Origin of the sequence: Alistipes sp. D31t1_170403_E11, from assembly GCF_015553985.1 — a bacterium.
Lineage (GTDB): Bacteria > Bacteroidota > Bacteroidia > Bacteroidales > Rikenellaceae > Alistipes > Alistipes montrealensis.
On the sequence record NZ_JADNHQ010000004.1, the window covers coordinates 1 to 26,254 of the forward strand.

The window sequence follows — 26,254 nt, forward strand, 5'->3', positions numbered from 1 at the left end:
TGCCGCGTCGCCGAAGAACTGGAGACGCTCTCCCGCTCGGTCGACATCCCGCAGATGGTAAGGCTGATGAAACAGACAGTCCCCGAGTTCATTTCCAAAAATTCCAGGTTTGAGCAGTACGACCGGGAAACCCCAAAAAATAAATAAACACTTGATATATGAACATAGCGATAGTAGGAACGGGTTACGTAGGCCTTGTTTCCGGAACCTGCTTTGCCGAAATGGGCATTGACGTGACGTGTGTCGATATCGACCGGCAGAAGATTGACCGATTGCAGAACGGTGAGATTCCCATCTATGAACCGGGCCTTGAAGATATGGTCAAACGCAACGTGGACGCGGGACGCCTGCATTTCACGACGGACTTGGCAACGTGCCTGGACAAGGTCGAAGTCGTTTTTTCGGCCGTAGGAACACCCCCGGACGAAGACGGTTCGGCAGACCTGAAATATGTGCTGGCCGTGGCGCGGACCTTCGGGCAGCATATCAAAAAGTATACGATCCTGGTCACGAAATCGACGGTTCCGGTAGGTACGGCGCAGAAGGTCAAGACGGCCATCCAGGAAGAGCTCGCCAAGCGTGGTGAAAAGATTGATTTCGATGTAGCCTCGAATCCGGAGTTTCTGAAAGAGGGTGCTGCGGTGAAAGATTTTATGACTCCGGACCGGGTTGTAGTAGGTACGGAAAGTATGCGGGCCCGTAAGATCATGACACGCCTTTACAAGCCCTTTATGTTGTCGGGCGAGCGCATGATCTTCACCGACATTCCTTCGGCCGAGATGATCAAGTATGCCGCCAACTCGATGCTGGCGACACGCATTTCGTTTATGAACGATATCGCCAACCTGTGTGAGAAGGTCGGCGCAGACGTGAACATGGTCCGCAAGGGGATCGGTTCGGACACGCGCATCGGCCGGAAATTCCTCTATGCAGGCTGTGGATACGGCGGTTCGTGCTTCCCCAAAGATGTGAAAGCGCTGATCAGGACTGCAGAGCAGAACGGCTATGAAATGAAGGTGCTGAAAGCGGTCGAAGAGGTCAACGAGAAACAGAAGTCGATTCTCTTCGAGAAGTTGCAGAAACATTATGATGGGAATCTGAAGGGCAAAACGATTGCCCTGTGGGGACTGGCGTTCAAACCCGAAACGGACGATATGCGCGAAGCTCCGGCGCTGGTGCTGATCGACAAACTGGTCACAGCCGGCTGCGCGGTGAAAGTCTACGACCCGATTTCGATGCCGGAGTGCAAACGCCGTATCGGGGATAAGGTGGTTTACTGCCGGGATATGTATGACGCTGCGGTCGATGCGGATGTGCTGCTGCTGGTAACCGAATGGAAGGAATTCCGGATGCCGAGTTTTGCGGTACTGAAGAAGACCATGGCGGACAAGATCATTATCGACGGACGCAACATCTACGACAAAGAAGAGGTCGCAGAGCACGGATTCACTTATTATAAAATCGGATAAGGGACGATGAAGATTCTGGTAACAGGCACAGCCGGGTTCATCGGATTCCATCTGGCGGAGAAACTACTGGAGCGCGGGGACGAAGTGGTCGGCATTGACTCGATAAACGATTACTACGACCCGAAATTGAAATATGCCCGTCTGGCAGAAAGCGGTATCGGAGCCGAAGCGGAAGTCTTCGGACAGGAGGTGCAGAGTACAAAGTATGCCGGTTACCGCTTTGTCCGGATGAAACTCGAAGACCGGGAGTCGCTTCAGAAACTGTTCGTCCGGGAGAAATTCGATGCGGTTGTCAACCTTGCAGCCCAGGCGGGAGTACGTTATTCGTTGGAAAACCCCTATGCTTATATCGAAAGTAATATCGTGGGTTTCCTGAACCAGCTGGAATGTGCACGCCATAACCCGGTGAACCATTTTGTCTATGCCTCGTCGAGTTCGGTTTACGGCGGGAATACCAAAACGCCGTTCTCGGAGGAAGACCGGGTGGACAATCCGGTTTCGTTGTACGCCGCGACGAAGAAATCAAATGAACTGATGGCGCACGTCTACTCGAAATTATACGGCATTCCGACGACGGGGCTCCGGTTTTTCACGGTATACGGACCCTGGGGACGGCCCGATATGGCGCCGATGCTGTTTACCAAAGCGATACTGGCCGGACTGCCCATCAAGGTATTCAACAATGGCAATTTAAGCCGTGATTTCACCTATATCGACGACATCGTCGAAGGAGTGATCCGGGTGGCGGACAAAGCGCCGGAGGTGTCCGAGAACCATCCTGTGCCGGCCGAGGTCTACAATATCGGCTGCGGGCATCCGATGCAACTGATGGATTTTATCCATACATTGGAGGAATACCTCGGCAGGAAGGCTGAAATGAAGATGATGCCAATGCAGAAAGGTGATGTGTATACCACCTATGCAGATACCTCCAAATTCGAACATAAATTCGCATACAAACCAAAAACAGAACTTGATAAAGGTATCAAGGAGTTTGTAGCGTGGTATAATCGTAGGATAATGGCTTGAATGACATAAAATTATATCAAGATGAATGAAATTTGTATCATTGGGGTTTATTTCGGCAAATTCAAAAACTATTTTAGCTTATGGCTAAAATCATGTGAATATAATTCTACGTTGGATTTCTATATTTTTACGGATGTATTGTACGAGGGGTACAGGCCAAACAATGTATATTTTGTCAATATGACCCTTACGCAACTTAAATCTGTTGCATCTAAAAAAATCGATCTTGACATATCATTAGAACGTCCATATAAGTGTTGTGATTTAAGACCATTATATGGAGTTATTTTTCAAGATTATATCAAATCCTATAAATATTGGGGACACTGTGACTTGGATTTGATATTTGGCGACATTCGATTTTTCTTGGGTAAATACAATTATTCAGAATACGATAAATTTTTGAATCTTGGGCATTTGTCGTTATACAAAAATACAGATAATGTGAATCATTATTATAAGATGTCTGGTAGTAAATGCGGAGATTACACCACTGTGTTGCTAAATGACAATAGTTATGCTTTTGATGAGAATGATGGAATCGTACAAATATATCTACAAAATGAATTACCATTATTCTATAAAAGAATTTTTGCTGATATATCACATATATATAGGCGATTTAAGTTATCGGAATATTGTTCTTTAGACGGAAAAGATAAGAATTATAAACGACAGATTTTTTATTGGGAAAAAGGAAAGGTGTATAGAGCTTATTACATTAAGCACCAGCTTTTTATTGAAGAGTATGCTTATATACACTTTAAATGTCGTCCCAATTTTAACGTAGATTTTAATATTGATGAGGTTGATTCATTTTATGTAACCCCTATTGGATTTGTACCGAAAGGTGGGGATGTAACGGAAGAGGATATAGACAAATATAATCCGTATCCATTAGTTCCATTTAAAGAATATCTTGAGTTTCTAAAATGGAAATCCGGGTTGCTTATGAGACGATTCCGTTGCCGCACGAAGCGATAACAATATGAAACATTATACGCTTTTTGACATAATAAGAGGTGTATCTGCAGTACTGATTGTTCTATATCACTACACAGCCCGTTATAATGAAAATCCTTTATTTGCCGGAGCACCAACCAATTGGGTGTTAAGTGTACCGTGGGGTTGTGCAGCTGTTACTACTTTTTTTTTATTGAGTGGTTATCTAGGTGCTAAAAATCTGGAATCAAACACGATTACACCCAGAAGAGCCCTATATAAACGCTTGTGGCGTCTGTATCCAACATTTTGGAGTGCAGTTATTCTGACTTCTGTATGGATGATCCTCTTTTTTAAGCCGGCGTTACTCAATTTTGGTGAAATATTATTGAATCTATCTATGATTCCCGCCATGCTACATGTTCGTTCGGTTGATGGAGCATATTGGACATTGCAATATGAGTTGATATTCGCATTATTCATGTTCATATTGATGTCTCTCAAAAATGCGAAATGGTGGGGATTGCTGTGGATTAGCCTTTCAATATTAGTCTCCTTTGTCGACAGAAATAATTTTGTTTTTTCGGCATTGTCAGTTTTATTAATGTCAAATTATTCGCATACATTTCTTGGGGGAATGATGCTTTATACTATACATAAAGATAGAAAAGATATATATGCATATATTATTTTGATTCTTTGTGTTGTAAATCAATTCTTATGGGGATTTTCTATAGTTCATAGTCTGTTTTTTGTTATTACTTTGGTGCTGATATGGTTAGTTGTTCCATGCGAAAAATATGTAAACCGAGAAAATTGGTTTATTCGAGTTATTATATGGATTGCCGCTATATCCTATCCTTTATATCTGATTCATCAAATGATAGGTTTTTCTATTATACATTATTTACAGTTGATCGGTTGTAATAGTGTATTATATATCACCATTCCAATAGGCATAAGTGTGTTGTTTGCATATCTTATGCACAAATATATTGAGTTGCCATTGGCTAAAAAATGATTTTGACCGGCAGCAAAGCTATTTGTGATTAGTAATGCAGAATCCTCAAGCATATTTTTGGAATCTCGTTGGGAAACTTATCCCGCAAGTTGTTTATTTGGCAACCACCATTGTCCTTGCAAGATTTCTAACCCCAGAAGATTTTGGAACAATTGGCGTTTTAGCCATATTCTTTGCAATTGCTAATACGTTGATGGAGGCTGGTTTAGGAGGAAGCCTTATTAAAGAAAAGCAGGTTGCATCAATAGATTACTCCACAATTTTTGTCTTTAATATTGTAGTTAGCCACATATTATACGTAATTATATTTGGGTGTGCGGGTTTTATCGAGAACTTTTTTGAAATAGCCAATCTTTCTAGTATCATCAAATTATTGTGTTTGGTTTTTATTATCAATGCGTGGGGACTAGTTCCGAATACGATATTATTTAAAGAGATTAAGTTTAAGGAGCTTACTATAGCTTCCATTTTAAGTGTAAGTGTGGCCGCGATTGTTGCCATAGTACTGGCTGTAATAAATTATGGGGTATATGCATTGGTTTGGTATCAATTGGTATTGGCTTTGGTGGGGGTGTTGTTGCGATATTATTACAGCCGCTATCATATTGATTTTAAATTCAGTGTCAGGAGTTTTAAAAGGCTATTTTCATTTGCATTTTTTTCAACAATATGTTCTATTATTGATACTCTCTATGAAAACATTCTGACTTTTTTGTTCGGCAAGTTTTTGAGTGTAAAGGCAGCTGGATTTCTAGATCAGGCAAAAAAACTTGAGCAATCTGCAACTCAATCTTTATCAGGACCAATAGCCAATGTCTCATTCCCGATACTTGCGAAATTGAAAGAGGATAAGACTCTATTTAATCTGGAGGCGGATTCAATTTTCAGGAATTTTACATTGATGGTATTTCCCCTGTTCTTTTTAGTTTCGGTATATTCTGAAGATATTATAAGATTAGTATATGGGACGAATTGGATTTTAGCAGCTCCGTATTTGTCGATATTAATGTTTGCTAGCGTTTTCCATATTATGGAAACTTTAAATCGGACATTCATTAAATCAATGGGGATAGTTGATCGTCTTTTATGGATAACTATATGGAAAAGGCTTGTGGGCTTGCTTATAATATTCCTAAGCTTACTTGTATCTCCCATGGCAATGATGTATGGGTATGTGGCAAGTACGCTAATCGGATTTATCTTCAATCTTTATCTGTACGGAAGTATATCGGAACAAAAATCTATGCGACTTATAAGGCAGGCTATATATGTATTGTTACCAGGAATATGTTTATATGGGATAACATTTGCGATTAACGGAGTGATAAAATGTCTTTTTTTTCAGTTATTTATTTCAGTCATATTGTTATTGATATACTATTTATTGATTCAGCCTCGATTAGGCGGAATGAATATACTTTCATTTGTTGGCCGATGGGTTAAGAGCCCTCAAAATAATAATCAATAATGCCGCTCTATCTTCTTTTTCTACTTTCCATTACTCTTCTGGGGTCAATTTTTATTGGACCTTTTTCAATTCGAGTATATATGGTTTTGCTGATGTTGGCTGTTTTAATTTTGTTCAAAACGAATCGAAGAAAATTGAAATTTGATTCATACGTCATCCAATATATTATGTTTATTATATTGATGGGCATCGCTTTGGTTTTCAATGGGGAGTTTGAACGGTTTATGTTCATAAAATACGCTTTGGCATATTATTTAGTTGCAATCATTGCCTATTGTGCAACAGGGGTATATGCTGATACGCCGGTTAAAATTAGAATGATAGAAAATACGCTCTTGATAATTATGGCGGCAACTTCAGTCATTACTATTATGCAATATTTTAATAATCCTACCGGCTGGCTTATCGGTAGTATGTTTGGAGACATCAATGAAGTGCATCAAGAATGGATAGACGAAGCGCAAAATATGGACAATTTGACAGGGCGTAGTTTGGCATATGGAATTATGAGTTTTTCATTTACCAATGCCATGTACATTTCGGCTGTCGGCATATTGGCTTTTGATGGTATTATAAATTCAAATACATTGTTCAAGAAAATATTCTATACGATATTAGCAGTATTGGGGTTGGTGGCTTGCTTTATGACACAACAACGGTCTGCTTTTTACTTTATGCTTGTAGCCTTTATCGTATTAACGTATATTCATTTCAAACATAAACTGATCTTATTTTTTGGATTGATTGTATTATTACTGATTTGTTCGCAACCGTTAGACTTGCTTTTGTCTGATGATTCTTTTATGGGAAGATTGTCTTTGCAAACAATGGGAGAGGATAACACAAGAGAGCGATTATTAAGGAATGGCCTAATCTTCATAGCTAATAATACGATGTGGGGAGGTCCATTGGCATATATGAATGCAAATGCGGACCTTCCGCCTCATAACTTTATACTAAATGCTTTGATTTATGGTGGATTGTTAGGGGGGATTCTATTAATTGTTTTGTTTATTAAAATATTTCTTAAGGCGATTCGGGTAGTATTTAATAAATACAAACGCAGTTCATCATCGTTTTTTTGTGCGATCGCTTTGATTTGTTTTCTATTGCAGGGGATGTTTCATAATGAGTCGTTGGTAACTGGGTCTACACTTCTTTTTGTGTTGTTGTCATTAATGCAAGCTTCCGATAAACTTGAGCGAAACCAGAATTCTGTTTAAGTGCTTTTGTCAGATTTGTATAAAATCACATGAATTTTTTGTTAACTCTTTATTGGAGATTTTTGGCTTCTCCTGAAAAATACGCCCGTCGTTTGGGGGTTACTATCGGTGAGAATTGTCTTATTTGTACTCGGTATTGGAGTTCCGAGCCATACCTCATTACTATTGGGAATAATGTGCAAATAACTGAAGATGTGCGTTTTTTTACACACGGGGGGGGGATATTGCACGGCGTAAATATCCCAAATTTGATACTTTCGGGAAAATAGTAATAGAGGATTGGGCATATATTGGTTCTGGATCATTGATAATGCCTGGTGTTACAATTGGTGCGGGAGCTTTAGTGGGAGCAGGATCGGTCGTAACAAAATCAGTTGCTGCCGGAACGGTAGTGGGAGGCAATCCTGCCCGCTATATTTGTTTGACAGGTGAGTATATTGAACGAAATCTTCGATATAATATTAATACCAAAGGTGTGACATCGCATGAAAAGCGTAAGATCCTGCAAGCGTTAGATTCTGATAAATTCATAAAAAAATAAGTAATAGCATTTATGCCATCTCTTTTTCAATATGATCTTTACCGCATATATGGGAGGGTAAGGGTTTCTGTGATTGACAGATTAAGATTCTCTGCAGAAATCAAGTATATCTATTATTTCCGCCAATGTCAATATTGGTATGGAAAAAGCAGATTGATTTGGGCTTATTATAGATTCCGCCTTGCCCGAAATTCCAATAAGTCTCATATTCAGATTCCTTGGATGACAAAGATTGGGCGAGGTTTCTATATCAGTCATACAGGACGGGTGATAATTAATCCCCGGGCGGTAATAGGAGAAAATTGCAACATTGCTACGGGTGTAACAATCGGGATGGAAAATCGGGGGAAGAGAAAAGGAAGTCCTATAATTGGAAATAAGGTGTGGATTGGAACCAATGCGGTGATTGTCGGGAATATAACTATCGGTGACGACGTACTTATTGCACCTAATGCATATGTTAATTTCGAAGTTCCATCTCATTCGATTGTAGTCGGGAATCCATCTCGAATTATACCTCGGAATAATGCCACGGACGGTTATATCAATCGAATTGTAGAGTAGTTGGCGATGATTATCATGTAAATGAAAAAAGTAATTTGCTTAATTGAGGATCTCAATTCGGGTGGAGCCGAACGCCAACTGACAGGTTTGGCTGTCCTGCTCAAAGAGGCTGGCTACGACGTGGAAGTATGGACTTATTACCCGGGAGATTTCTACCTTCCAACTTTGTTGGAAGCCGATGTGAAATACCGATATATTCGAGATGCCCAAAGCAAAGTAATGCGAATTCCGGTATTGTATAATGAATTGCGTAAAATATCTCCCGATACCGTTATTGCATATCTTGACACGGCTTGTTTAGTTGCCTGTGTAATTAAAGCCTTGAGGCTGAAATTCAATCTGATTGTATCGGAACGTAATACAACGCAACAATTATCTTTCAGAGAACGGATCAAATTCTTTTTATATAGATATGCAAATCATATAGTTCCGAACTCATATACGCAAGCGGAATTTATTAAAGAACATTATCCACGTTTGAGTGATAAACTCACCTGTATTACAAACTTTGTTGATATTGATAAATTCAAAACAGAGAGCGAATATATTAGTCCTGTTGGCAAGCCTTTACGTATATTGACTGTGGCTCGCGTAATGCCGCAAAAAAATGTACTCAATTATATCCATGCTATTAAGAAAGTGGTTGATAGGGGTGGCAAAATAAAGGTTGATTGGTATGGACAGGCGTTTGATGGCTCTTATTACGAACAGTGTCGTGATATGATCAAAGTATATAATATGGAGGATATTTTTCAATTCTATCCTCCGGAATCCGATATAATCACCAAATATCAAACCGCGGATCTTTTTTGTTTACCTTCATATTACGAGGGTTTTCCAAATGTTGTGTGTGAAGCGATGTGTTGTGGATTGCCGATTTTATGTAGCAATGTTTGTGATAATACCATGATTGTTTCCAATCGACAGAATGGCCTATTATGTGATCCCCATGATAGTAATGATATCGCCAATAAAATTATTGAGTTCATTGATATGGGAACGGTATCGAGACAAAAAATGAAGCTCTTAAGTCGTCAGAGAGCAGTTAAAATATTTTCTAAAGAAGCATTTGCCTGTAAATGGCGGTATATTATTTAGAGGCTAAATTCTAATGTGTCTAAAAATAAAATGTTGCGGATTGTTGAGCCCTTGATACTGGGCACATTAACCGCAAACTGAGTCATAATATAAAAATGCCTATCTGGAGAGAAGATGTTTTTGTTGATTTTTAGATTCATTATATTTTGATATCTGTATGTATTTTGGAGTGAGTAAGTTGATTCTGATCTGATATGAATAAGGTTGTTTTAATAGGTCCATGTGGAGGAGGGAAAATTCCTGCCAATGGAGCATCAGCAAAGAATTATCATCTTTTGAAATTTTTTGAACGAAAGCATTATAATGTTTGTGTTATAGATACTGAGTTTTGGAAAACGCGGCCTTGGGTGTTAATCAACTTGTTTTTTGCCATTTTATTAAATCGAAAAGCCAAGTTTGTTGTTGCTACGGATAATATGAGTGGTTACCGGGTTATGTCGGTATTCTCGTATTTTCCAAGGAAGCGATCTGTTTTATATTGGGTTATTGGCGGATCAGTAGGCAACTGGATCAAATCCGGGAAGGTAAAGGCAGAACCATATAAAATAGTTGAATGGTTCTTAGTGGAAGGCCCGAAAATGCAGCATACTCTTTCTGAATGTGGTTTTGAGAATGTCATATATGTCCCTAATTTTAAAAATATCGCTCATTTGCCTGAAAAACAGCCAAAAGTTCCCCTGCATGTTAAATTCGTATTTCTCTCAAGGATAATACCCGCCAAAGGTTGTGATTTGATTCTTGATGCTGTAAGACTTTTGAATCCCGATTATGAAAAAAAGTATTCGGTCGAATTTTATGGTCCGATAGAAGAGGCTTACCGAGAAGAGTTTTTGTCGAGAGTCAATGCGGTTGCAAATGTTTCGTATAAAGGATTTCTTGATCTAACGGATACGCGTAATTATAATATACTAGCCAAGTACGATATAATGCTTTTCCCAACTTTCTGGCATGGTGAAGGTTTCCCGGGAGTGCTTATCGATGCATATATTGCAGGACTTCCCGTGATAGCTAGTGATTGGAGCCTAAATGCAGATATTATAAAAGACGGATTTACAGGTCGTATTATTAAATCGAATGACCCCTGTTCTTTGAAAGAGGCGATGGAAATATGTCTAGCCAATCCTGAAACGATCCCAATATGGGTAAATAACTGCAGGCAAGAAGCTATGACTTATGACATCTCAAATGTTTTGACAGATACTTTGTTAAAAAAGATAGGAATATATCAGTCAATATGATTCATTTTGTAGGAGATATCAATCTGACTGATTGGGATTTCAATGTCGGATTTGGGATAGGTTCAAATATTGCAAAAGGCTTCGATCCATTTAAATACATAACAAGGTTACCTGATGACCTGTGGATTGGGAATTTTGAAGGAGTGGCGTCGTCGGTTTCGTCTAAAACCGGAATGGGTGCGAATGTATTTCGGATTGATCCTGTATTTTTAGACAAGCTTAACCATTTTGATTTTTATGGATTTGCGAACAATCATGCTATGCAACATGGAGATGATGCATATAGGGAGACTGTTAATGCTTTGGAGGGTTATGGTAGCAAAGTGTTCGGATCTGTTGAACGGAAATCCATTGTTACGGAGCATCAAGGTAAAATGGTTTCCTTGACTGGAATGTCGCTTCGTATAGATGAATTTTCTAAAAGACCTTTGTATTGGCATAATCCTGAATATGAGGGAATTATTGCGGAATTGGTGTCTTTGCCAAAAGATGCGTATAAAATATTATTCGTTCATTGGGGAAATGAGTATATCAATCGTCCGTCTTCTACCCAGAAAAAGTTTGCTCATTGGTTGATTGATTCTGGGTTTGATCTGATAATCGGAATGCATCCGCATATATTACAGGGTTATGAAATCTACAAAGACAAGCGTATCTATTATTCAGTAGGAAATTTTGTTTTTGATATGCCTTGGGTGCCCTGTAAAATCGGAGTTGTAATAGATGTGGATTTTGCGGAGGGCGAACCGATATTCCGAGAACGATATGTTAAGTTGGATTCTAAATGTTGTCCCAATTATATTCGGGAGAATGAGGTTCCGGAGAAACTTCGATTTAATTATCTGAATGCCGTTCTCTTGAAAGAAGATAATTCGGAGAAGTATCATTCTGAAATGCATACATATTACAAAATATATAGAAAGGCGAATCACAAGAATATTTTGTCGAAAATGATTTTCCATCCGTCAAATGCTTGGGGGTTAATTGTTGATTTTATAAAAAGAAGATTTAAGATTTATAATAATGTTTCATCCGACACTGAATAGATCGACGCGCATTTTATTTGCGCCGTTAATTAAATTGTGTGAATACATGGGTAATCACCATCCGGTTATCTTGTTAAAAATCCGTTATTACTATGTGTTTAGAAAAAAACTTAATCTGAGAAATCCGGTGGATTTAAATGAGAAGATTCTATGGGCTAAATTATTTTCGGATACATCGCAATGGACGGAACTTGCTGATAAATATAAAGTTCGCAAATATGTAGAGTCGCTTGGGCTAAAAGATATTCTCGTAAAACTCTATGCTGTTTGGACAAAAGTTGAAGATGTGTATTTTGATAGTCTTCCGGCGACATTCATTATAAAAGTAAATAATGGAGATGGGAAAGGAACTAATAAAATTATACGTAAAGAAGAACTTACGGAAGAGCGCAAAGCTGAACTTTTGAAAGTAATAAATGGATGGCTACGTCGAAAAAATATCGGGGCTCTTCACGCAGAACCCCAGTATAAGAAGATGGTCCCTTGTGTGATTGCCGAGGAAGTCCTTCCATTGGAACCCGGAACAACGACACTTACAGATTATAAAATTTGGTGTTTTAATGGAAAGGCATATTATGTTTGGATTTGTAATGACCGAAGTAAAGATGGGAACAGCGCTCATGTGATGACTTATGATCTGAACTGGATAGCTCATCCTGAATTTTCCGTATTCAATTCTGATTATCAGCAAGGTGAGATAATGCCAAAGCCGAAGAATTTTGAGAAAATGATTGAGATTGCAGAAAAATTATCTCAAGGATTCCCGGAACTTCGGGTCGATTTGTATAATGTGCAAGGCAAAATCTATTTTGGGGAGTTGACTTTTACGTCTCAAGGCGGATTCATGGATTATTTTACTCCTGAATTCTTGAGAGAATTAGGCGGCAAATTTCAAATCAGTAGTTTCCCCAATTAAGCAATAAAGTGTAGGTATTTGAAAATGCCAGTATATAGTTCTTTGTTTTTTTGTAAGCAGTTAGTTTTGATCTACGAGTGTTGATTTTAGGAGAATGCGATGATTTCATATGGAAGAAGACTTAGTATCTATAATTACCCCAACATATAATTGTGGTCAGTTCATAGGTGAAACGATCCGAAGTGTTAAAGCGCAATCTTATGCTAATTGGGAGTTAATTATTTATGATGATTGCTCGATGGATGCGACAGATAAGATTGTAACTTCTTTCCTCAAGGATGATCCGAGAATTAGGTATTTCCAAAACGAGAAAAATAGCGGTGCTGCTGTAACTAGAAATAATGCTCTTCGAAAAGCAAATGGTCATTGGATCGCTTTCTTGGACAGTGATGATCTTTGGACCTCCGATAAACTTGAGAAACAACTTAGATTTATGAAGGAACGAGGCTATCATTTTTCATATCATGAATATGTGGAGATAGATGAGAATTCGAAAGAACTAGGCGTTTATGTAAGTGGTATAAAGAGAGTTACTCGGTTGGATATGTATAGTTGTTGCTGGCCGGGATGTCTATCTGTGATATATGATGCGAATGAAATCGGTTTAGTTCAGATTGCAGACGTAAAGAAGAATAATGATACGGCGATATGGCTGAAAGTAGTGGAGAAGGCCGATTGTTATTTGTTAAAAGAATCTCTAGGCTTTTATAGGAGGAGGAAAGGCTCGATAACGCCACCTGGTATCAAGGCTAGAATCGGATGGCACTATATTCTCTTTCATGATGCGGCGGGAAAGAGCAGATTAGTTTCCATATTCTGGATGTGTATAAATATCTTGGGCAATATCTACAAGAAAATATTCTATGTGAAAAAATATGAAGTTAAGAGATGCGAATAGTATGAAACTGAAGTTACGCAATGTTCCATTTTCCCCGCCGGATATAACAGAGGCAGAGGTTGCTGAAGTGGGTGAATCTCTTCGTTCGGGATGGATTACGACTGGCCCACGTACCAAAGAATTCGAGCGTTTGATCGCTATGTGTTGTCAGACGGAAAAATCCGTATGTCTGAATTCGGCAACGGCTGCTATGGAATTGGTTCTTCGCGTTTTGGGCATTGGTCCTGGCGATGAGGTTATCACATCGGCATACACGTATACGGCAACAGCTAGTGTGGCATGCCATGTCGGTGCAAAAGTGGTTATGATCGATACGGCTTCGGGGTCTTTCGAGATGGATTATTCAAAACTTACGGAAGCCATTACCGAACGTACAAAAGTGGTGGTTCCGGTAGATTTAGGTGGTGTTATTTGTGATTATGATCGGATATTTTCTGCTATCGAAAGCAAAGCACATCTTTTCAGGCCCTCGAATGATATTCAAAAAGCTTTCGGTCGTGTAGTTGTAATGGCAGATGCTGCGCATGCTTTCGGAGCGCAGTGGCACGGCCGGATGTGTGGTGAAATTGCAGACTTTACTTCTTTTTCATTCCATGCTGTAAAGAATTTAACAACAGCCGAAGGTGGTGCTGTTACGTGGCGGAATATTCCGGGAATCGACAATGAATTGGTATACAGTAAATTTCAGCTTTTGTCACTGCATGGGCAGAATAAAGATGCCTTGGCCAAAACCCATTTAGGGGCATGGGAATACGATATTGTCGCACCCAATTTCAAGTGTAATATGACGGATATCATGGCGGGTATCGGGTTGGCCCAACTGAAACGTTATCCGGAGATGCTGCATCGTCGCCGTGAGATGATCGGTCGTTACGACGAAGCTTTAAAAAATTCCAATGTGCAGGTTCTTGATCATTATGGGCCCGATCATTCATCGAGCGGACATCTTTATTTGGTACGCCTGTTAGGTAGGGATGTTGCAGAACGCAACAAAGTCATTGTAAAAATGGCAGAGCGTGGGATTGCTTGCAATGTTCATTACAAGCCGCTTCCGATGATGACAGCTTACAAAGCACTCGGTTTTGATATCGTCGATTATCCGAATGCCTACGATCAATACCGCAACGAAGTGACACTTCCATTGCACACCCGCCTTACTGACGACGATGTAGAATACATCATTTCGAATTTCGTCGACATCATTTCTAAATAGCAATTTTTTGAAACGTCTTTTTGATTTAATGGCAAGTGGCTTTGGGCTACTTGTCTTAAGTCCATTATTCCTGCTGTTGGCCATCTGGATCAAATGCGATTCAAAGGGTCCTGTTTTCTACCGCCAGGTGCGTGTCGGACGCAATAACCGGGATTTCCGGTTGTATAAATTCCGCTCGATGCGTGTCGGTTCCGACAAAAAAGGCTTGATAACGATCGGAGGGCATGATCCTCGGGTTACGCGTTCCGGATATTTTATCCGCAAGTATAAGCTGGATGAACTTCCGCAGTTGATCAATGTCTTTGCGGGTGATATGAGCCTTGTCGGACCGCGGCCCGAAGTGCGTAAATATGTCGATATGTATACTCCGGAGCAGATGCATGTTCTCAATGTCCGCCCGGGCGTAACAGATATGGCGTCGATTCGTTACCGCAATGAGAATGAATTGTTGGAACAAGTAGATGATCCGGACCGTTATTATGTTGATGTGATTATGCAGGATAAATTGCGTCTGAACCTGGAATATGTGCGACGAAATTCGTTCTGGTTCGATCTCAAGCTTATTTTCGAAACATTCCGCGAAATAATCTCCAAATAGTTGGTATATTGTAAAAGAGAACCAGGGACCATTTCGGTCCCTGGTTTTTTATTATCGTCCTCCGGCAACGGGACGCAGGAGGAAGTTGAAAGCGTAGTCGCCGTAGGGCAGCAGGTATTGGGGGAGCGGAAGGCGGCCCCAACTGTTGACGCATCCCAGGCCCGACTGGACGCTTTCGATGTTGACGTGCGTACGGCCGTCGGGGACAAGGTCGCTCGGATGGCGGACATACTCCGGCGAGCCGTTGTCGAGCTGCGGGATGGAGTAGGGGATGGCCGAAGCCGAGAAGTGGCCGTCGGAGCAGATTTCGACGCCGAGGCCCGAGGCGTCGGTCAGTCGCCACCAGCGCAGGTCGCTGCGCGTTCCCGACTCCTGCGGGCTGACGTATTTCATGTGGAACTGGTCGGCAACGCGCTGTGCATAGTGTCCTACGAAGGCTGCGCTGGCGCGGTCGGCGTAGTTTTCCATCGGACCGCGGCCGTAGTATTCCACGGCGTCGAACATGCCCGGGGTTTCGAAGGCCATGCCGAAGCGCATCAGGTCGGCAACATCCTTGCGGGCGGGATCGGCGGTCATCGTTTCACTGACGCGGACCGAACCGTCGGCAGCGATCGAATACGTCAGATTCAGTTTCGCACCGACGTTCGGGAGCGTGTAGTCGGCGACGATCTTCACTTCGTTCTCGCGGGGCGTGAGGGTGAAGTTGACGAGTTCCGGCTCGGCTTTGGCCCACATGTGGCTGTCGGGGTATTTCCCGGTCTGGCGTACGCCGAGGTCGTTATCCGTGGCCGCGCGGTAGAAGTTGGGGCGGATAGGGCCTGCCAGCAGTTCCACGTTGCGGAGTTTGTAGGAGTTGATGAATCCGCTTGCCGGATCGAACGAGACTGAGAATCCTTCGCCCGAAACGGTTTTGTCCGCGACGCGGAGCGTTCCGGCGGGAGGCGTTGCGGCGAAGCGGGCCGCCGGGTCGTCCTCGCGCAGCGTCAACTGGTCGGCAGCCACTTCGTAGAGTGCGTCGAGCAGGCCCTGCTGTTCGCGAAGTTGGTAGCGGACCGTGAGCAGCAGCTCGCCGCCCAGGGCGTAGACCTGTTCGGGTTTGTAACCCAGCGTTACGGAGGCGGTAGCCTGCGGAGCTACGTCGAGGTGCTCGACGATGCCGCTCAGCACGGGGCGTCCGTCCGATGTGATCTCCCAAAGGAGTCGGTAGGGCGAAAGGTCCGTAAAGAAGTTTTCGTTATAAACGTTTACGATGCCCTTCTTCAGGTCGCGGGGCGTGGTGTGGATCGACTGGTGCTGCTGCTTCACTTCGTAGGCGTGGGGATGCCACGAACGGTCGGCGGCCAGCACGCCGTTGCAGCAGAAGGTGCTGTCCGAAGCGTCGACGGCATTGTAGTCGCCGCCGTAACGGTAGGTAAGTTTGCCTTCGGGGCTGCGCCAGGCGAGGGCCTGGTCGGCGAAGTCCCAGATAAATCCGCCCTGGTATTTGGGTTCGCGGCGGGTCATGTCCCAGTACTCCTTGAATCCACCCATCGAGTTGCCCATGGCATGGGCGTATTCGCACTGGATCAGCGGTTTCTGGGGATTCTCGGCGAGGTATTTCTCACACTGTTCGTAACTCCAGTACATCGGGCAGACGATGTCGGTGTTGTAGTCCTTGTGGTAGGAGGCCTGTTCGTATTGCACGGGGCGCGACGGGTCGAAAGCCTTGATCCAGTCGTAGCAGCGTTCGAAGTTGGGGCCGTTTCCGGCCTCGTTGCCCGTGCTCCAGACGATGATCGACGGGTGGTTGAAATCGCGGAACACCATACGCCGGTTGCGGTCGAGGTGTGCGGCGGCGAAGGCGGGATTTCCGGCGAGGTTTTTTGCCTTGTCGCGGTAGTAATAGCCGTGCGACTCGATGTTGGCCTCGTCCACGACGTAGAGTCCGTACTCGTCGCAGAGGTCGTACCACAGCGGCGTGTCGGGGTAGTGGCACGTGCGCACGGCATTCATGTTGAGGCGTTTCATCTCGCGGATGTCGCGGATCATCTCTTCGCGCGTCGTGTAGTAACCCGTGTTGGGTTCCATTTCGTGGCGGTTGACGCCTTTGATCAGGATCGGTTTGCCGTTGACGAGTAGTTGTCCGTCGCGGATTTCGACTTTGCGGAATCCGACGCGGAAAGCCGCGGCTTCGATCACGGAGCCGTCGGCGGCGAGGGCTTCGGCCGTGAGCGTGTAGAGGTTCGGGGCTTCGGCGCTCCATTGCTTCGGGGCGGCAACTTCGAACAGCGTTTCGGCGCTGTTCCGGCGGGGTTTGAGCGTGCGGGTGTCGAGCGCCTTGCCCGCATCGTCGCGCAGCGTCAGCCGTACACTGCCGACGCCCGGCGTCGTGGCGATTTCGGCGCGCAGCGTGCCGTCGCGGTAGTCGTTCTTAAGGTCGGGAGTAAGCCGTACATCGGCCAGCCGGCGTTTGTCGCGGGCGTAGAGGTAGCAGTCGCGCCCGATGCCCGAAAGACGCCAGAAATCCTGGTCTTCGAGGAACGAGCCGTCGCACCAGCGGTTGACGCGCATCACGATCAGGTTGTCGCTGCCCGGCGTCAGGAAGCGGGTGATGTCGAATTCGGCTTCGAGTTTGCTGTCTTCGCTGTAACCCACCTCGCGACCGTTGACCCAGAGTGTTACGTTCGAAGTGGCCGAGCCGATGTGGACGAATACGTCGCGGCCCTTCCAGTCGGCGGGAACAGCCACCGTGCGGCGGTAGAGTCCCGTGTAGTTCTGTTCGTAGGGAACCAGCGGGGCGCGCATTTCGAAGAACTTGTGCCACGGATAGGGTTTGTTGGTGTAGACCGGATCGCCGTAGCCGTTCACTTCCCAAATCCCCGGTACGGGCATTACGCCCCATGCCGAATCGTCGTGCCCGGTGCGGAAGAATCCTTCGGGTTCGGCTCCCGGGCGGTCTACGCGCAGGAAGGTCCATTCGCCGTTGAGCGTGCGGTAGAAAGGCGAACGGGTGTAATCGTTTTCGGGAATAGCATCGGCGGCCGTGGGAAAGGCGATGAAACTCGTGCGCATCGGGGCGCGGCCGACATCGAAGCATTCGGGGTCGAGCCAGCGTTCGGCGGGAGCTTTTGCCGAGGCCGCCGTGGCGGCGAAGAGTGCGAGCAACAGCAGTCTTTTCATTTTTCGGTTGTTTGGGGTTGGGCGAATAATGTATCGGTATCGGAGCAAAAATAATAAAAAATCGAAACTTTCGCAAGTTGCAGAACGAAACCGCCTTATTTTACCTGCAAAAAGAGGCTCCGGAGGTGTTTTGTGAAATTTTTACGGAATTTTGGTTAAAAGCGGAGGAATTTGCAGGGCGGGTCTTGAAAATCTTAAAAATTTTTACTATATTATCGCCCCGAATATAATTCGAGGGCCGGAACGTTCCGAAATTTGCCGGCCTGTTTTGAATGGTTACAACTCTTATACGATTATGCTTATGAAACAAAAGAAAATGCTTGCACTGACCCTTTCCCAGCTCGGACAGCTCTATCGCCAGGAGCTTCCCGGCCTTGCGGCTCTCGCCGACGCCAGCAGCGACGGCGGGCAGTTTCGCACGCGGCTCCGGGAGTTTCTTGAAGGACATCGGGCGGCGGATGGCGAAGCGGCGGAGCAGATTCGACTGTTGATCGATTACGATGGACGTGAGGTCCACGAATTATCCACCGACCGGCAGATGGAAGTGCAAACGCTTACGCTGTTGTGGCAGTTCCTTACAGGGAAACTCGAAGATCCCGAGATGCCCACTGATCTGTTCGTCGACCTGTATCACCTTTTCCGCCTGCTGGAAACTCCCGGGATTCCGCTCCCTTCGCCGCAGCGCGTGCGCAGCCGCACCGAACGCTGGCCCTCGGGACAGGACGAAGCGGTGCAGGCTATCCGCGCCGACAACCGCGAGCGGATGCTCCACCTGCTGATCCAGAAGATCGAGAACCGCAAGTCGAAAACTCCGTCGCGCTTCCTGTTTGCCGGCGGCATGACCTACGAAGAGAAATACCGGCAGGTTGCCGACTGGTGGGCCGATTTCCGCTTCCAACTGGCAATGGCCGTGAAAAGCCCCTCGGAGCTGAACCGCTTCCTGGGCAATTCGCTCTCGTCGGAGACGATGTACCTGCTCTCGAAAGCCCGCAAGAAGGGAATGCCCTTCTTTGCCACACCCTACTACCTTTCGCTGCTCGATGTGACGGGCGACGGCTACGACGATGCCGCCATCCGCAGCTACATCCTCTATTCGCCGCAGTTGGTCGAGACCTACGGACAGATCCGCGCCTGGGAACGCGAGGATGTCGTCGAGGCCGGAAAACCCAATGCCGCCGGGTGGCTGCTGCCCGACGGGCACAATATCCACCGCCGGTATCCGGAGGTGGCGATCCTGATTCCCGATACGATGGGCCGCGCCTGCGGCGGACTGTGCGCTTCGTGTCAGCGGATGTACGATTTCCAGAGCGAGCGCCTCAATTTCGAATTCGAGGCCCTGCGCCCGAAGGAGAGTTGGGACCACAAACTGCGCCGCCTGATGAACTATTTCGAGGAGGACACCCAGCTGCGCGACATCCTCATCACGGGAGGCGACGCCCTGATGAGCCAGAACAAAACGCTTCGCAACATCCTCGAAGCGGTTTACCGCATGGCCTGCCGCAAGCGCCGGGCCAACGCCGAACGTCCCGACGGCGAGAAATATGCCGAGTTGCAGCGCGTGAGACTCGGTTCGCGCCTGCCGGCTTACCTGCCGATGCGCGTGAACGACGAACTGGTCGAAATCCTGCGCGAGTTCCGCGAAAAGGCTTCGGCGGTCGGGGTGCAGCAGTTTATCATCCAGACCCATTTCCAGACGCCGCTCGAGGTGACCCCCGAAGCGGAGGAGGCCATCCGGAAAATCCTTTCGGCGGGGTGGCTTATCACCAATCAGTTGGTTTACACCGTGGCTGCGTCGCGCCGCGGGCACACTACGCGCCTGAGGCAGGTGCTCAATTCGCTCGGCGTTGTTTGTTATTATACCTTTTCGGTCAAGGGCTTTCAGGAGAATTACGCCGTCTTCACCCCCAACAGCCGTTCGATGCAGGAGCAGGTTGAGGAGAAAATTTACGGGCGGCTTACCCCGGAGCAGGCGGCTGAACTCGACGATCTGCTTGCCGACGGACAGGATACGGCCGGGAAAATCCGCCGCTTCATGCGCAAGCACCACCTTCCGTTCCTCGCCACGGACCGCAGCGTGCTGAACCTTCCGGCCATCGGCAAGAGCATGTCGTTCCGGCTGGTGGGCATTACGGCCGGGGGCAGGCGCCTGCTGCGTTTCGACCACGACCGGACGCGTCACCACAGCCCGATCATCGACAGTATGGGCGAGATATTCATCGTCGAGAACAAATCGCTGGCCGCCTACCTGCGCCAGTTGGACCGCATGGGCGAGGACCCGGAGGATTACGCCTCGATCTGGGCCTATACGCACGGTGAAACCGAGCCGCGTTTCGGGCTTTATGTCTACCCCGATTTCGGGTTTGCGACGACCGACCGCGTGAGCAACCTGGAGTTGGCATAGACACAATATCGGCACTGATTTTGCGTTTATTATATAGTGATTATTAAATAAATGCAATTATGAAAAAGACGATTCACAGAGCCGCGACCCGCGGGTACGCCGATCACGGCTGGCTCCGGACACACCATACCTTCAGCTTCGCCGGATATTACGATCCCGAGCGGATTCACTTCGGGGCCCTCAGGGTGCTCAACGACGATACGGTGGCCCCGGGCGAGGGCTTCGGGACGCATCCCCACGACAATATGGAGATCGTTTCGCTCGTTCTCTCGGGAGCCCTGAAGCACGGCGACAGCATGGGCAACATGCAGGTGCTCAAGCCGGGTGAGCTGCAGGTGATGAGCGCCGGTACGGGCATTACCCACAGCGAGATGAACGCCAGCCGCGAAGAACCGGTGAAGTTCCTGCAGATTTGGGTTATCACCGATGCCGAGGGCCACACGCCCCGCTACAACCAGATCGAACTCGCGCCCGCAAAGCGTAACCAGTTCCGGCTGATCGTTGCTCCGGAAGGCTGCGGCGGCGAAAACGTGGGCTGGATTCACCAGACGGCGTGGTTCCATACGCTTGACCTCGATGCCGGGCGGGAGGTACAGTACCGCATGAACCTTCACGGAAACGGGGCTTATATCTTTGTGATCGAAGGCTCGGCCGAGGTTGCCGGGGAGAAGCTCGGTCCCCGCGACGGAATGGGCGTATCGGATGCCGACGAGTTCCTGATCCGGGCTTCCGAGGACGCAAAGCTGCTGGTTATCGAAGTCCCGATGATCTGAGGTGTAACGGCCTGATACGAAAACCGCCGGAGTGCAGACTCCGGCGGTTTTTTGTGTTCTGGCGTGTGCTAAAACTCCGAGGTGAAGTGGAACCGAATCTCCTTGAAGTTGTCTTGTGCGAGAGCGAGGCCATAGCTCGTGTCGGCGAGGAAAACGTCGCGGCCGTGCTTGTCGACGGCCATATTGGTGTGTTTGCGGCGTTTGAAGTCGGTCAGTTGCGCAGCGTTGTCGCTTTCGATCCAGCAGGCTTTGTAGATCGAGATCGGCTCCCAGCGGCACGCGGCGTTGTACTCGTGCTCCAGGCGGTATTGGATGACCTCGAACTGGAGCGCGCCCACCGTGCCGATGATCTTGCGGCCGTTGAGCGAGCTTGTGAACAACTGCGCCACGCCTTCGTCCATCAATTGGTCGACGCCTTTGGCCAGCTGCTTGAATTTCAGCGGGTCGGCGTTTTCGATGTAGCGGAACTGCTCGGGAGCGAAGGAGGGGATTCCGGTGAAACGGAGTTTCTCACCTTCGGTGAAGGTGTCGCCGATCTTGAAGTTGCCCGTGTCGTGCAGGCCCACGATGTCGCCCGGGTAGGCGAAGTCGATGACCGATTTCTTCTCGGCCATGAAAGCCGTCGGCGACGAAAATTTCAACTGCTTGCCGCTGCGCACATGCAGGTAGTTCTTGTTGCGCTCGAACGTGCCGGAGCAGATTTTCAGGAACGCGATGCGGTCGCGGTGGTTGGGGTCCATGTTGGCGTGTATCTTGAAGATGAAGCCGGACATTTTCGGTTCCGCAGCCTCCACGAGCCGGGTTTCGGTCGGGGCCGGGCGCGGCGAAGGGGCGATGCGCACGAAGCAATCCAAAAGTTCGCGCACGCCGAAATTGTTCACCGCCGAGCCGAAGAAGACCGGGGCCAGTTCGCCGTTAAGGTAAGCCTCGCGGTCGAATTCGTCGTAGACGCCCTCGACCAGTTCGACATCGGAGCGCAGTTGTTCGGCGAATTTTGCACCGATGTAGCCTTCGAGCTCCTGCGACGCAAGGTCCGAAATTTCGGCCGTCGACGCGTCGGCGGTCAGTTTTTCGTCCGACGTGAAGAGCGAGAGGTTTTTCTCGTAAAGGTTGTAGACGCCCTTGAACGTGGGACCGTTCGAGATGGGGAAAGCCAGCGGCCGCACACGGATTCGGAGCTCCTTCTCCACTTCGTCCAGCAGGTCGAACGGCTCCTTCGAGGGGCGGTCCAGCTTGTTGATGAAGACGATCACCGGGGTTTTGCGCATGCGGCAGACCTCCATCAGTTTGCGCGTCTGGGCCTCGACGCCCTTGGCTCCGTCGATGACGATGATCACCGAATCGACGGCTGTCAGCGTTCGGTAGGTGTCCTCGGCGAAATCCTCGTGGCCCGGGGTGTCGAGGATGTTGATCTTGCAGCCCTGGTATTCGAATCCCATCACGGCGGTAGCGACCGAAATGCCTCGCTGGCGTTCGATCTCCATGAAGTCGGACGTGGCGCCTTTCTTGATCTTGTTGCTCTTGACGGCTCCGGCCACATGGATGGCGCCGCCGAACAGCAGCAGTTTTTCCGTAAGGGTGGTTTTACCCGCGTCGGGGTGGGCGATGACCGCAAATGTGCGGCGGCGTGTTATCTCTTCCTGTAATGTCATGTGTTATTCTTTCGGGTAATCGGCATTATAGTGGCAGCCCACGGACTCCTTGATCTCGCGCCCCTGTTTGATTACCAGGTAGGCGATGGCGATCATGTTCCTCAGTTCGCACAGTTCGCGGTTGGGCTTGGTTTTGTTGTAAAGCTCCTCGGTCTCCTGCCAGAGTATCTCCAGGCGGTGCATGGCGCGTTTGAGCGAGAGGTTCGAGCGGACGATGCCCACGTAGTTGGACATGATCGTCTGCATCTCGCGTTTCGACTGGATGATCATCAGCATCTCCTCGGTGTGCTGCGTGCCTTCGAAGTCCCAGTCGGGAATGCCTTCCTGGAAATCGGCCTTCGCCAGCAGCGACGCCGTGTGGCGTGCGGCCTGGTCGGCGTAGACCACCGCTTCGATCAGCGAGTTCGAGGCCAGCCGGTTGGCGCCGTGCAGGCCCGTGCAGGCGGTTTCGCCCAGGGCGTAGAGCCGCTTCACGGAGGTCTCGCCGTTGGTGTCGACCTTCACGCCGCCGCAGCAGTAGTGCGCCGCAGGGGTGACGGGAATCCAGTCCTTCGTGATGTCGATGCCGATCGAGAGGCACTTTTCGTAGATGTTCGGGAAATGGCTCTTCACGGCCTCGGGGTCCTTGTGCGTCACATCGAGGTAGACGAAGTCGGAACCCCGTTTGGTCATCTCGCGGTAGATGGCGCGGGCCACTACGTCGCGCGGGGCGAGCGACTTCATCGGATGGTATTTGTCCATGAATTCCTGGCCGTCGGGCAGCCGCAGGATGGCCCCGAAGCCGCGCATGGCCTCGGTTATCAGGAAATTGGGTTTCTCGCCGGGGTTGTAGAGCGTCGTGGGGTGGAACTGGATGAACTCCATGTTCTCGGTGATCGCCTTGGCGCGGTGGCACATGGCGATACCGTCGCCCGTGGCGACGTTGGGATTCGAAGTCGTGGAATAGACGTTGCCGCAGCCGCCTGTGGCAACGACGGTGAATTTCGAGAGCATGGTCTCGATTTCGTTGGTGTCGAGGTTCAGGACGTAGGCCCCGAAGCAGGCCAGTCCGCGTGTGTGGCGGGTGACGAATTCGCCCAGATGGTGCTGCGTCAGCAGGTCGATGGCGAAGTGGTGTTCCCGTACGGTGATGTTCGGATGGCTCTTTACCGACTGTACGAGCGCCCGCTCGATTTCGGCTCCGGTAAGGTCTTCGTGATGGAGGATGCGGTGTTCCGAGTGCCCGCCTTCGCGGTTGAGTTCGAACCGCCCGTCGGGAGTCTTGTCGAAGCGCGTCCCCCAGGCGATCAGGTCGGCGATGAGTTTCGGGGCCTGCCGGACGACCAGTTCCACGGCTTTCTCGTCACATTTGCCTGCGCCGCAGACCAACGTGTCGTGGATGTGTTTTTCGAACGTGTCGGGAGCATACGTTACCGAGCAGATGCCGCCTTGTGCGTAATTGGTGTTGCACTCCTCGATCTCGCCTTTGGTCACGATCGTCACGTGGCCGTGGGCTGCGGCTTTCAGCGCGAACGAAAGGCCCGCAGCGCCGGAACCGATAACCAGAAAGTCGGTTTTCATAGTTTTAACAAGGGCAGAGACGGCTTTCACGGCTTTGTGGGCCAATGGTGTTCCCGATGTGAAACCCGTCTCTGCTTTCGTTAAAAGGGGCCGTGCCCCCGGTTTCGTGTCGGGAATCCCGCTGAATCTCCCCGTTTAAAAGGGGAGATTTTGCTTTTCTTTGCAGGAAGAAGCGCCGCAAAGTTACAAAAAATAGTAACTTTGCCGCATAATTTCGGGCAAAATATGGAACGACATATCGACATCAACCGCTTCGATTACGACCTTCCCGACGAGCGGATCGCCAAATTCCCGCTCGCGGAGCGCAGCGCCTCGAAGCTGCTCGTCTGGCGGGGCGGTGAAATCGGGGAAAAGCAGTTCGCCGACATCGGCGACGTGTTGCCGGCGGGTGAACTGCTGGTTTTCAATAACACGAAGGTGATCCGGGCCCGGATCATCATGCACAAACCCTCCGGGGCGCGTATCGAGGTGTTCTGCCTCGAACCGCACGACCCGGCCGATTATGAGCGGGCGTTCGCTGTCACGGGGCAGTGCGCATGGTCGTGCATCGTGGGCAACCGCAAGAAGTGGAAGGAAGGGCACGTCGAGATCAATTTCGACTGCGAAGGCCGCGCCGAATCGCTCCGCGCGTGGCTCGTCGAGGACCACGGACGCGAGTGCGTCGTGCGTTTCGAGTGGACGGCCCCGATGACTTTCGGGCAGTTGCTGGAATATCTCGGGCGCATTCCGATTCCGCCCTACCTGAACCGCGAGAGCGAAGAGATCGACAACACGCGCTACCAGACCGTCTATTCGAAGTTCGAAGGTTCGGTGGCGGCGCCGACCGCCGGGCTGCATTTCACCCCGGAGCTGATCGAAGGGATGGAAGCCCGCGGATTCGGGTTCGAGGAGGTGACGCTCCATGTCGGAGCGGGAACGTTCCTGCCCGTGAAGGACGAGGACGCCGCGAAACACCCGATGCACACCGAGCATTTCGAGGTGCGCCGCGCGACGGCGGCCCGTCTGCTGGAACGCTGGGGACACATCACGGCCGTGGGCACGACTTCGGTACGTACGCTCGAATCGCTTGCGGCCCTTGCGTGGCGCATCCGCACGGCCGGGACGCCCGATGCCGGGCGGGTCGTGGGGCAGTGGGAGCTGTACGACATTCCCGCGGAGTTTTCGGGCCGCGAGGCGTTGGAGGTGTTGCTGCGGTATATGGATGAGCAGGGCCTCGACCGCCTGAAAGCCTCGACGCAGATCATGATCACGCCGCTGGGCTACGAGTTTCGCATCGTGCGCAATATCGTTACCAATTTCCACCAGCCCAAATCGACCCTGCTGCTGCTGGTTTCGGCTTTTGTGGGCGACGACTGGCAGCGGATTTACGACTATGCCCTCGGGCACGGTTTCCGTTTCCTGAGCTACGGCGATTCGTCGGTGCTGCTGCGTGAATAACCGTTTAT

At 48.2% G+C, this 26,254-nt stretch carries 20 protein-coding genes and 1 pseudogene; 18 read left to right on the top strand and 3 right to left on the bottom strand.

Annotated features, from left to right (window positions below):
• Positions 1 to 158: 158 nt before the first annotated feature.
• The 15 genes and pseudogenes from I2E69_RS09280 to I2E69_RS09350 all read left to right on the top strand — a co-directional run bounded on the left by I2E69_RS09280 (position 159) and on the right by I2E69_RS09350 (position 15,264).
• The gene (locus I2E69_RS09280; RefSeq protein ID WP_195460945.1) at positions 159 to 1,469 is read left to right on the top strand and encodes a UDP-glucose dehydrogenase family protein; all 1,311 of its coding nucleotides are present in this window, start codon (positions 159 to 161) and stop codon (positions 1,467 to 1,469) included.
• 6 nt (positions 1,470 to 1,475) lie between these two features.
• The gene (locus tag I2E69_RS09285) at positions 1,476 to 2,498 is read left to right on the top strand and encodes an NAD-dependent epimerase (RefSeq protein ID WP_195460946.1); all 1,023 of its coding nucleotides are present in this window, start codon (positions 1,476 to 1,478) and stop codon (positions 2,496 to 2,498) included.
• A gap of 21 nt (positions 2,499 to 2,519) precedes the next feature.
• Positions 2,520 to 3,482: a DUF6625 family protein gene (locus tag I2E69_RS09290; RefSeq protein WP_317191092.1), complete on the top strand. Its 963-nt coding sequence runs from the start codon at positions 2,520 to 2,522 to the stop codon at positions 3,480 to 3,482.
• A 4-nt stretch (positions 3,483 to 3,486) separates the two neighbouring features.
• Complete coding sequence (locus tag I2E69_RS09295) at positions 3,487 to 4,461, top strand: acyltransferase family protein (protein ID WP_195460948.1); 975 nt, start codon at positions 3,487 to 3,489, stop codon at positions 4,459 to 4,461.
• Between the two features lie 34 nt (positions 4,462 to 4,495).
• Positions 4,496 to 5,929 carry a lipopolysaccharide biosynthesis protein gene (locus tag I2E69_RS09300; protein WP_195460949.1) on the top strand — a complete coding sequence of 478 codons (1,434 nt, stop codon included), beginning with the start codon at positions 4,496 to 4,498 and terminating at the stop codon, positions 5,927 to 5,929.
• 80 nt (positions 5,930 to 6,009) lie between these two features.
• Positions 6,010 to 7,152: an O-antigen ligase family protein gene (locus tag I2E69_RS09305; RefSeq protein WP_195460950.1), complete on the top strand. Its 1,143-nt coding sequence runs from the start codon at positions 6,010 to 6,012 to the stop codon at positions 7,150 to 7,152.
• 286 nt (positions 7,153 to 7,438) lie between these two features.
• A pseudogene (locus tag I2E69_RS15445) lies at positions 7,439 to 7,570 on the top strand (capsule biosynthesis protein CapG); the annotation flags it as partial.
• A gap of 456 nt (positions 7,571 to 8,026) precedes the next feature.
• Positions 8,027 to 8,257, top strand: coding sequence for a hypothetical protein (locus I2E69_RS15450; protein WP_353885385.1), 231 nt, complete (start codon positions 8,027 to 8,029; stop codon positions 8,255 to 8,257).
• A 21-nt stretch (positions 8,258 to 8,278) separates the two neighbouring features.
• Complete coding sequence (locus I2E69_RS09320; RefSeq protein ID WP_195460952.1) at positions 8,279 to 9,355, top strand: glycosyltransferase family 4 protein; 1,077 nt, start codon at positions 8,279 to 8,281, stop codon at positions 9,353 to 9,355.
• 194 nt (positions 9,356 to 9,549) lie between these two features.
• On the top strand, positions 9,550 to 10,593 hold the full coding sequence (locus tag I2E69_RS09325) for a glycosyltransferase family 4 protein (RefSeq protein ID WP_195460953.1): 1,044 nt from the start codon (positions 9,550 to 9,552) through the stop codon (positions 10,591 to 10,593).
• Positions 10,590 to 11,639 carry a CapA family protein gene (locus I2E69_RS09330; RefSeq protein ID WP_195460954.1) on the top strand — a complete coding sequence of 350 codons (1,050 nt, stop codon included), beginning with the start codon at positions 10,590 to 10,592 and terminating at the stop codon, positions 11,637 to 11,639. The genes I2E69_RS09325 and I2E69_RS09330 overlap by 4 nt, the downstream gene beginning before the upstream one ends.
• A 46-nt stretch (positions 11,640 to 11,685) precedes the next feature.
• Positions 11,686 to 12,555 (top strand): ATP-grasp fold amidoligase family protein, encoded by an 870-nt coding sequence (locus tag I2E69_RS09335; protein ID WP_229095441.1) that lies wholly within the window; start codon positions 11,686 to 11,688, stop codon positions 12,553 to 12,555.
• A 109-nt stretch (positions 12,556 to 12,664) separates the two neighbouring features.
• Positions 12,665 to 13,453, top strand: a complete 789-nt coding sequence (locus I2E69_RS09340; RefSeq protein ID WP_195460956.1) for a glycosyltransferase family 2 protein — start codon at positions 12,665 to 12,667, stop codon at positions 13,451 to 13,453.
• Position 13,454: 1 nt separating this feature from the next.
• Complete coding sequence (locus tag I2E69_RS09345; RefSeq protein ID WP_195460957.1) at positions 13,455 to 14,666, top strand: DegT/DnrJ/EryC1/StrS family aminotransferase; 1,212 nt, start codon at positions 13,455 to 13,457, stop codon at positions 14,664 to 14,666.
• A gap of 7 nt (positions 14,667 to 14,673) precedes the next feature.
• The gene (locus I2E69_RS09350) at positions 14,674 to 15,264 is read left to right on the top strand and encodes a sugar transferase (protein ID WP_195460958.1); all 591 of its coding nucleotides are present in this window, start codon (positions 14,674 to 14,676) and stop codon (positions 15,262 to 15,264) included.
• A 51-nt stretch (positions 15,265 to 15,315) separates the two neighbouring features.
• Here the strand turns inward: I2E69_RS09350 and I2E69_RS09355 are convergent, their stop codons facing one another.
• A complete protein-coding gene (locus I2E69_RS09355; RefSeq protein WP_195460959.1) occupies positions 15,316 to 18,423 on the bottom strand; it encodes a glycoside hydrolase family 2 TIM barrel-domain containing protein in 3,108 nt (1,035 codons plus the stop codon).
• Positions 18,424 to 18,724: 301 nt separating this feature from the next.
• Here I2E69_RS09355 and I2E69_RS09360 point away from each other — a divergent pair, with 301 nt between their 5' ends.
• Both I2E69_RS09360 and I2E69_RS09365 read left to right on the top strand, forming a co-directional pair.
• A complete protein-coding gene (locus I2E69_RS09360) occupies positions 18,725 to 20,824 on the top strand; it encodes a KamA family radical SAM protein (RefSeq protein WP_195460960.1) in 2,100 nt (699 codons plus the stop codon).
• 59 nt (positions 20,825 to 20,883) lie between these two features.
• A complete protein-coding gene (locus I2E69_RS09365; protein ID WP_195460961.1) occupies positions 20,884 to 21,597 on the top strand; it encodes a pirin family protein in 714 nt (237 codons plus the stop codon).
• A 68-nt stretch (positions 21,598 to 21,665) separates the two neighbouring features.
• Here the strand turns inward: I2E69_RS09365 and I2E69_RS09370 are convergent, their stop codons facing one another.
• Positions 21,666 to 23,249 (bottom strand): peptide chain release factor 3, encoded by a 1,584-nt coding sequence (locus I2E69_RS09370; RefSeq protein ID WP_195460962.1) that lies wholly within the window; start codon positions 23,247 to 23,249, stop codon positions 21,666 to 21,668.
• Between the two features lie 3 nt (positions 23,250 to 23,252).
• A complete protein-coding gene (nadB, locus tag I2E69_RS09375) occupies positions 23,253 to 24,809 on the bottom strand; it encodes an L-aspartate oxidase (RefSeq protein ID WP_195460963.1) in 1,557 nt (518 codons plus the stop codon).
• A gap of 225 nt (positions 24,810 to 25,034) precedes the next feature.
• Here nadB and I2E69_RS09380 point away from each other — a divergent pair, with 225 nt between their 5' ends.
• On the top strand, positions 25,035 to 26,246 hold the full coding sequence (locus I2E69_RS09380; protein WP_195460964.1) for an S-adenosylmethionine:tRNA ribosyltransferase-isomerase: 1,212 nt from the start codon (positions 25,035 to 25,037) through the stop codon (positions 26,244 to 26,246).
• The last annotated feature ends 8 nt before the right edge of the window (positions 26,247 to 26,254 follow it).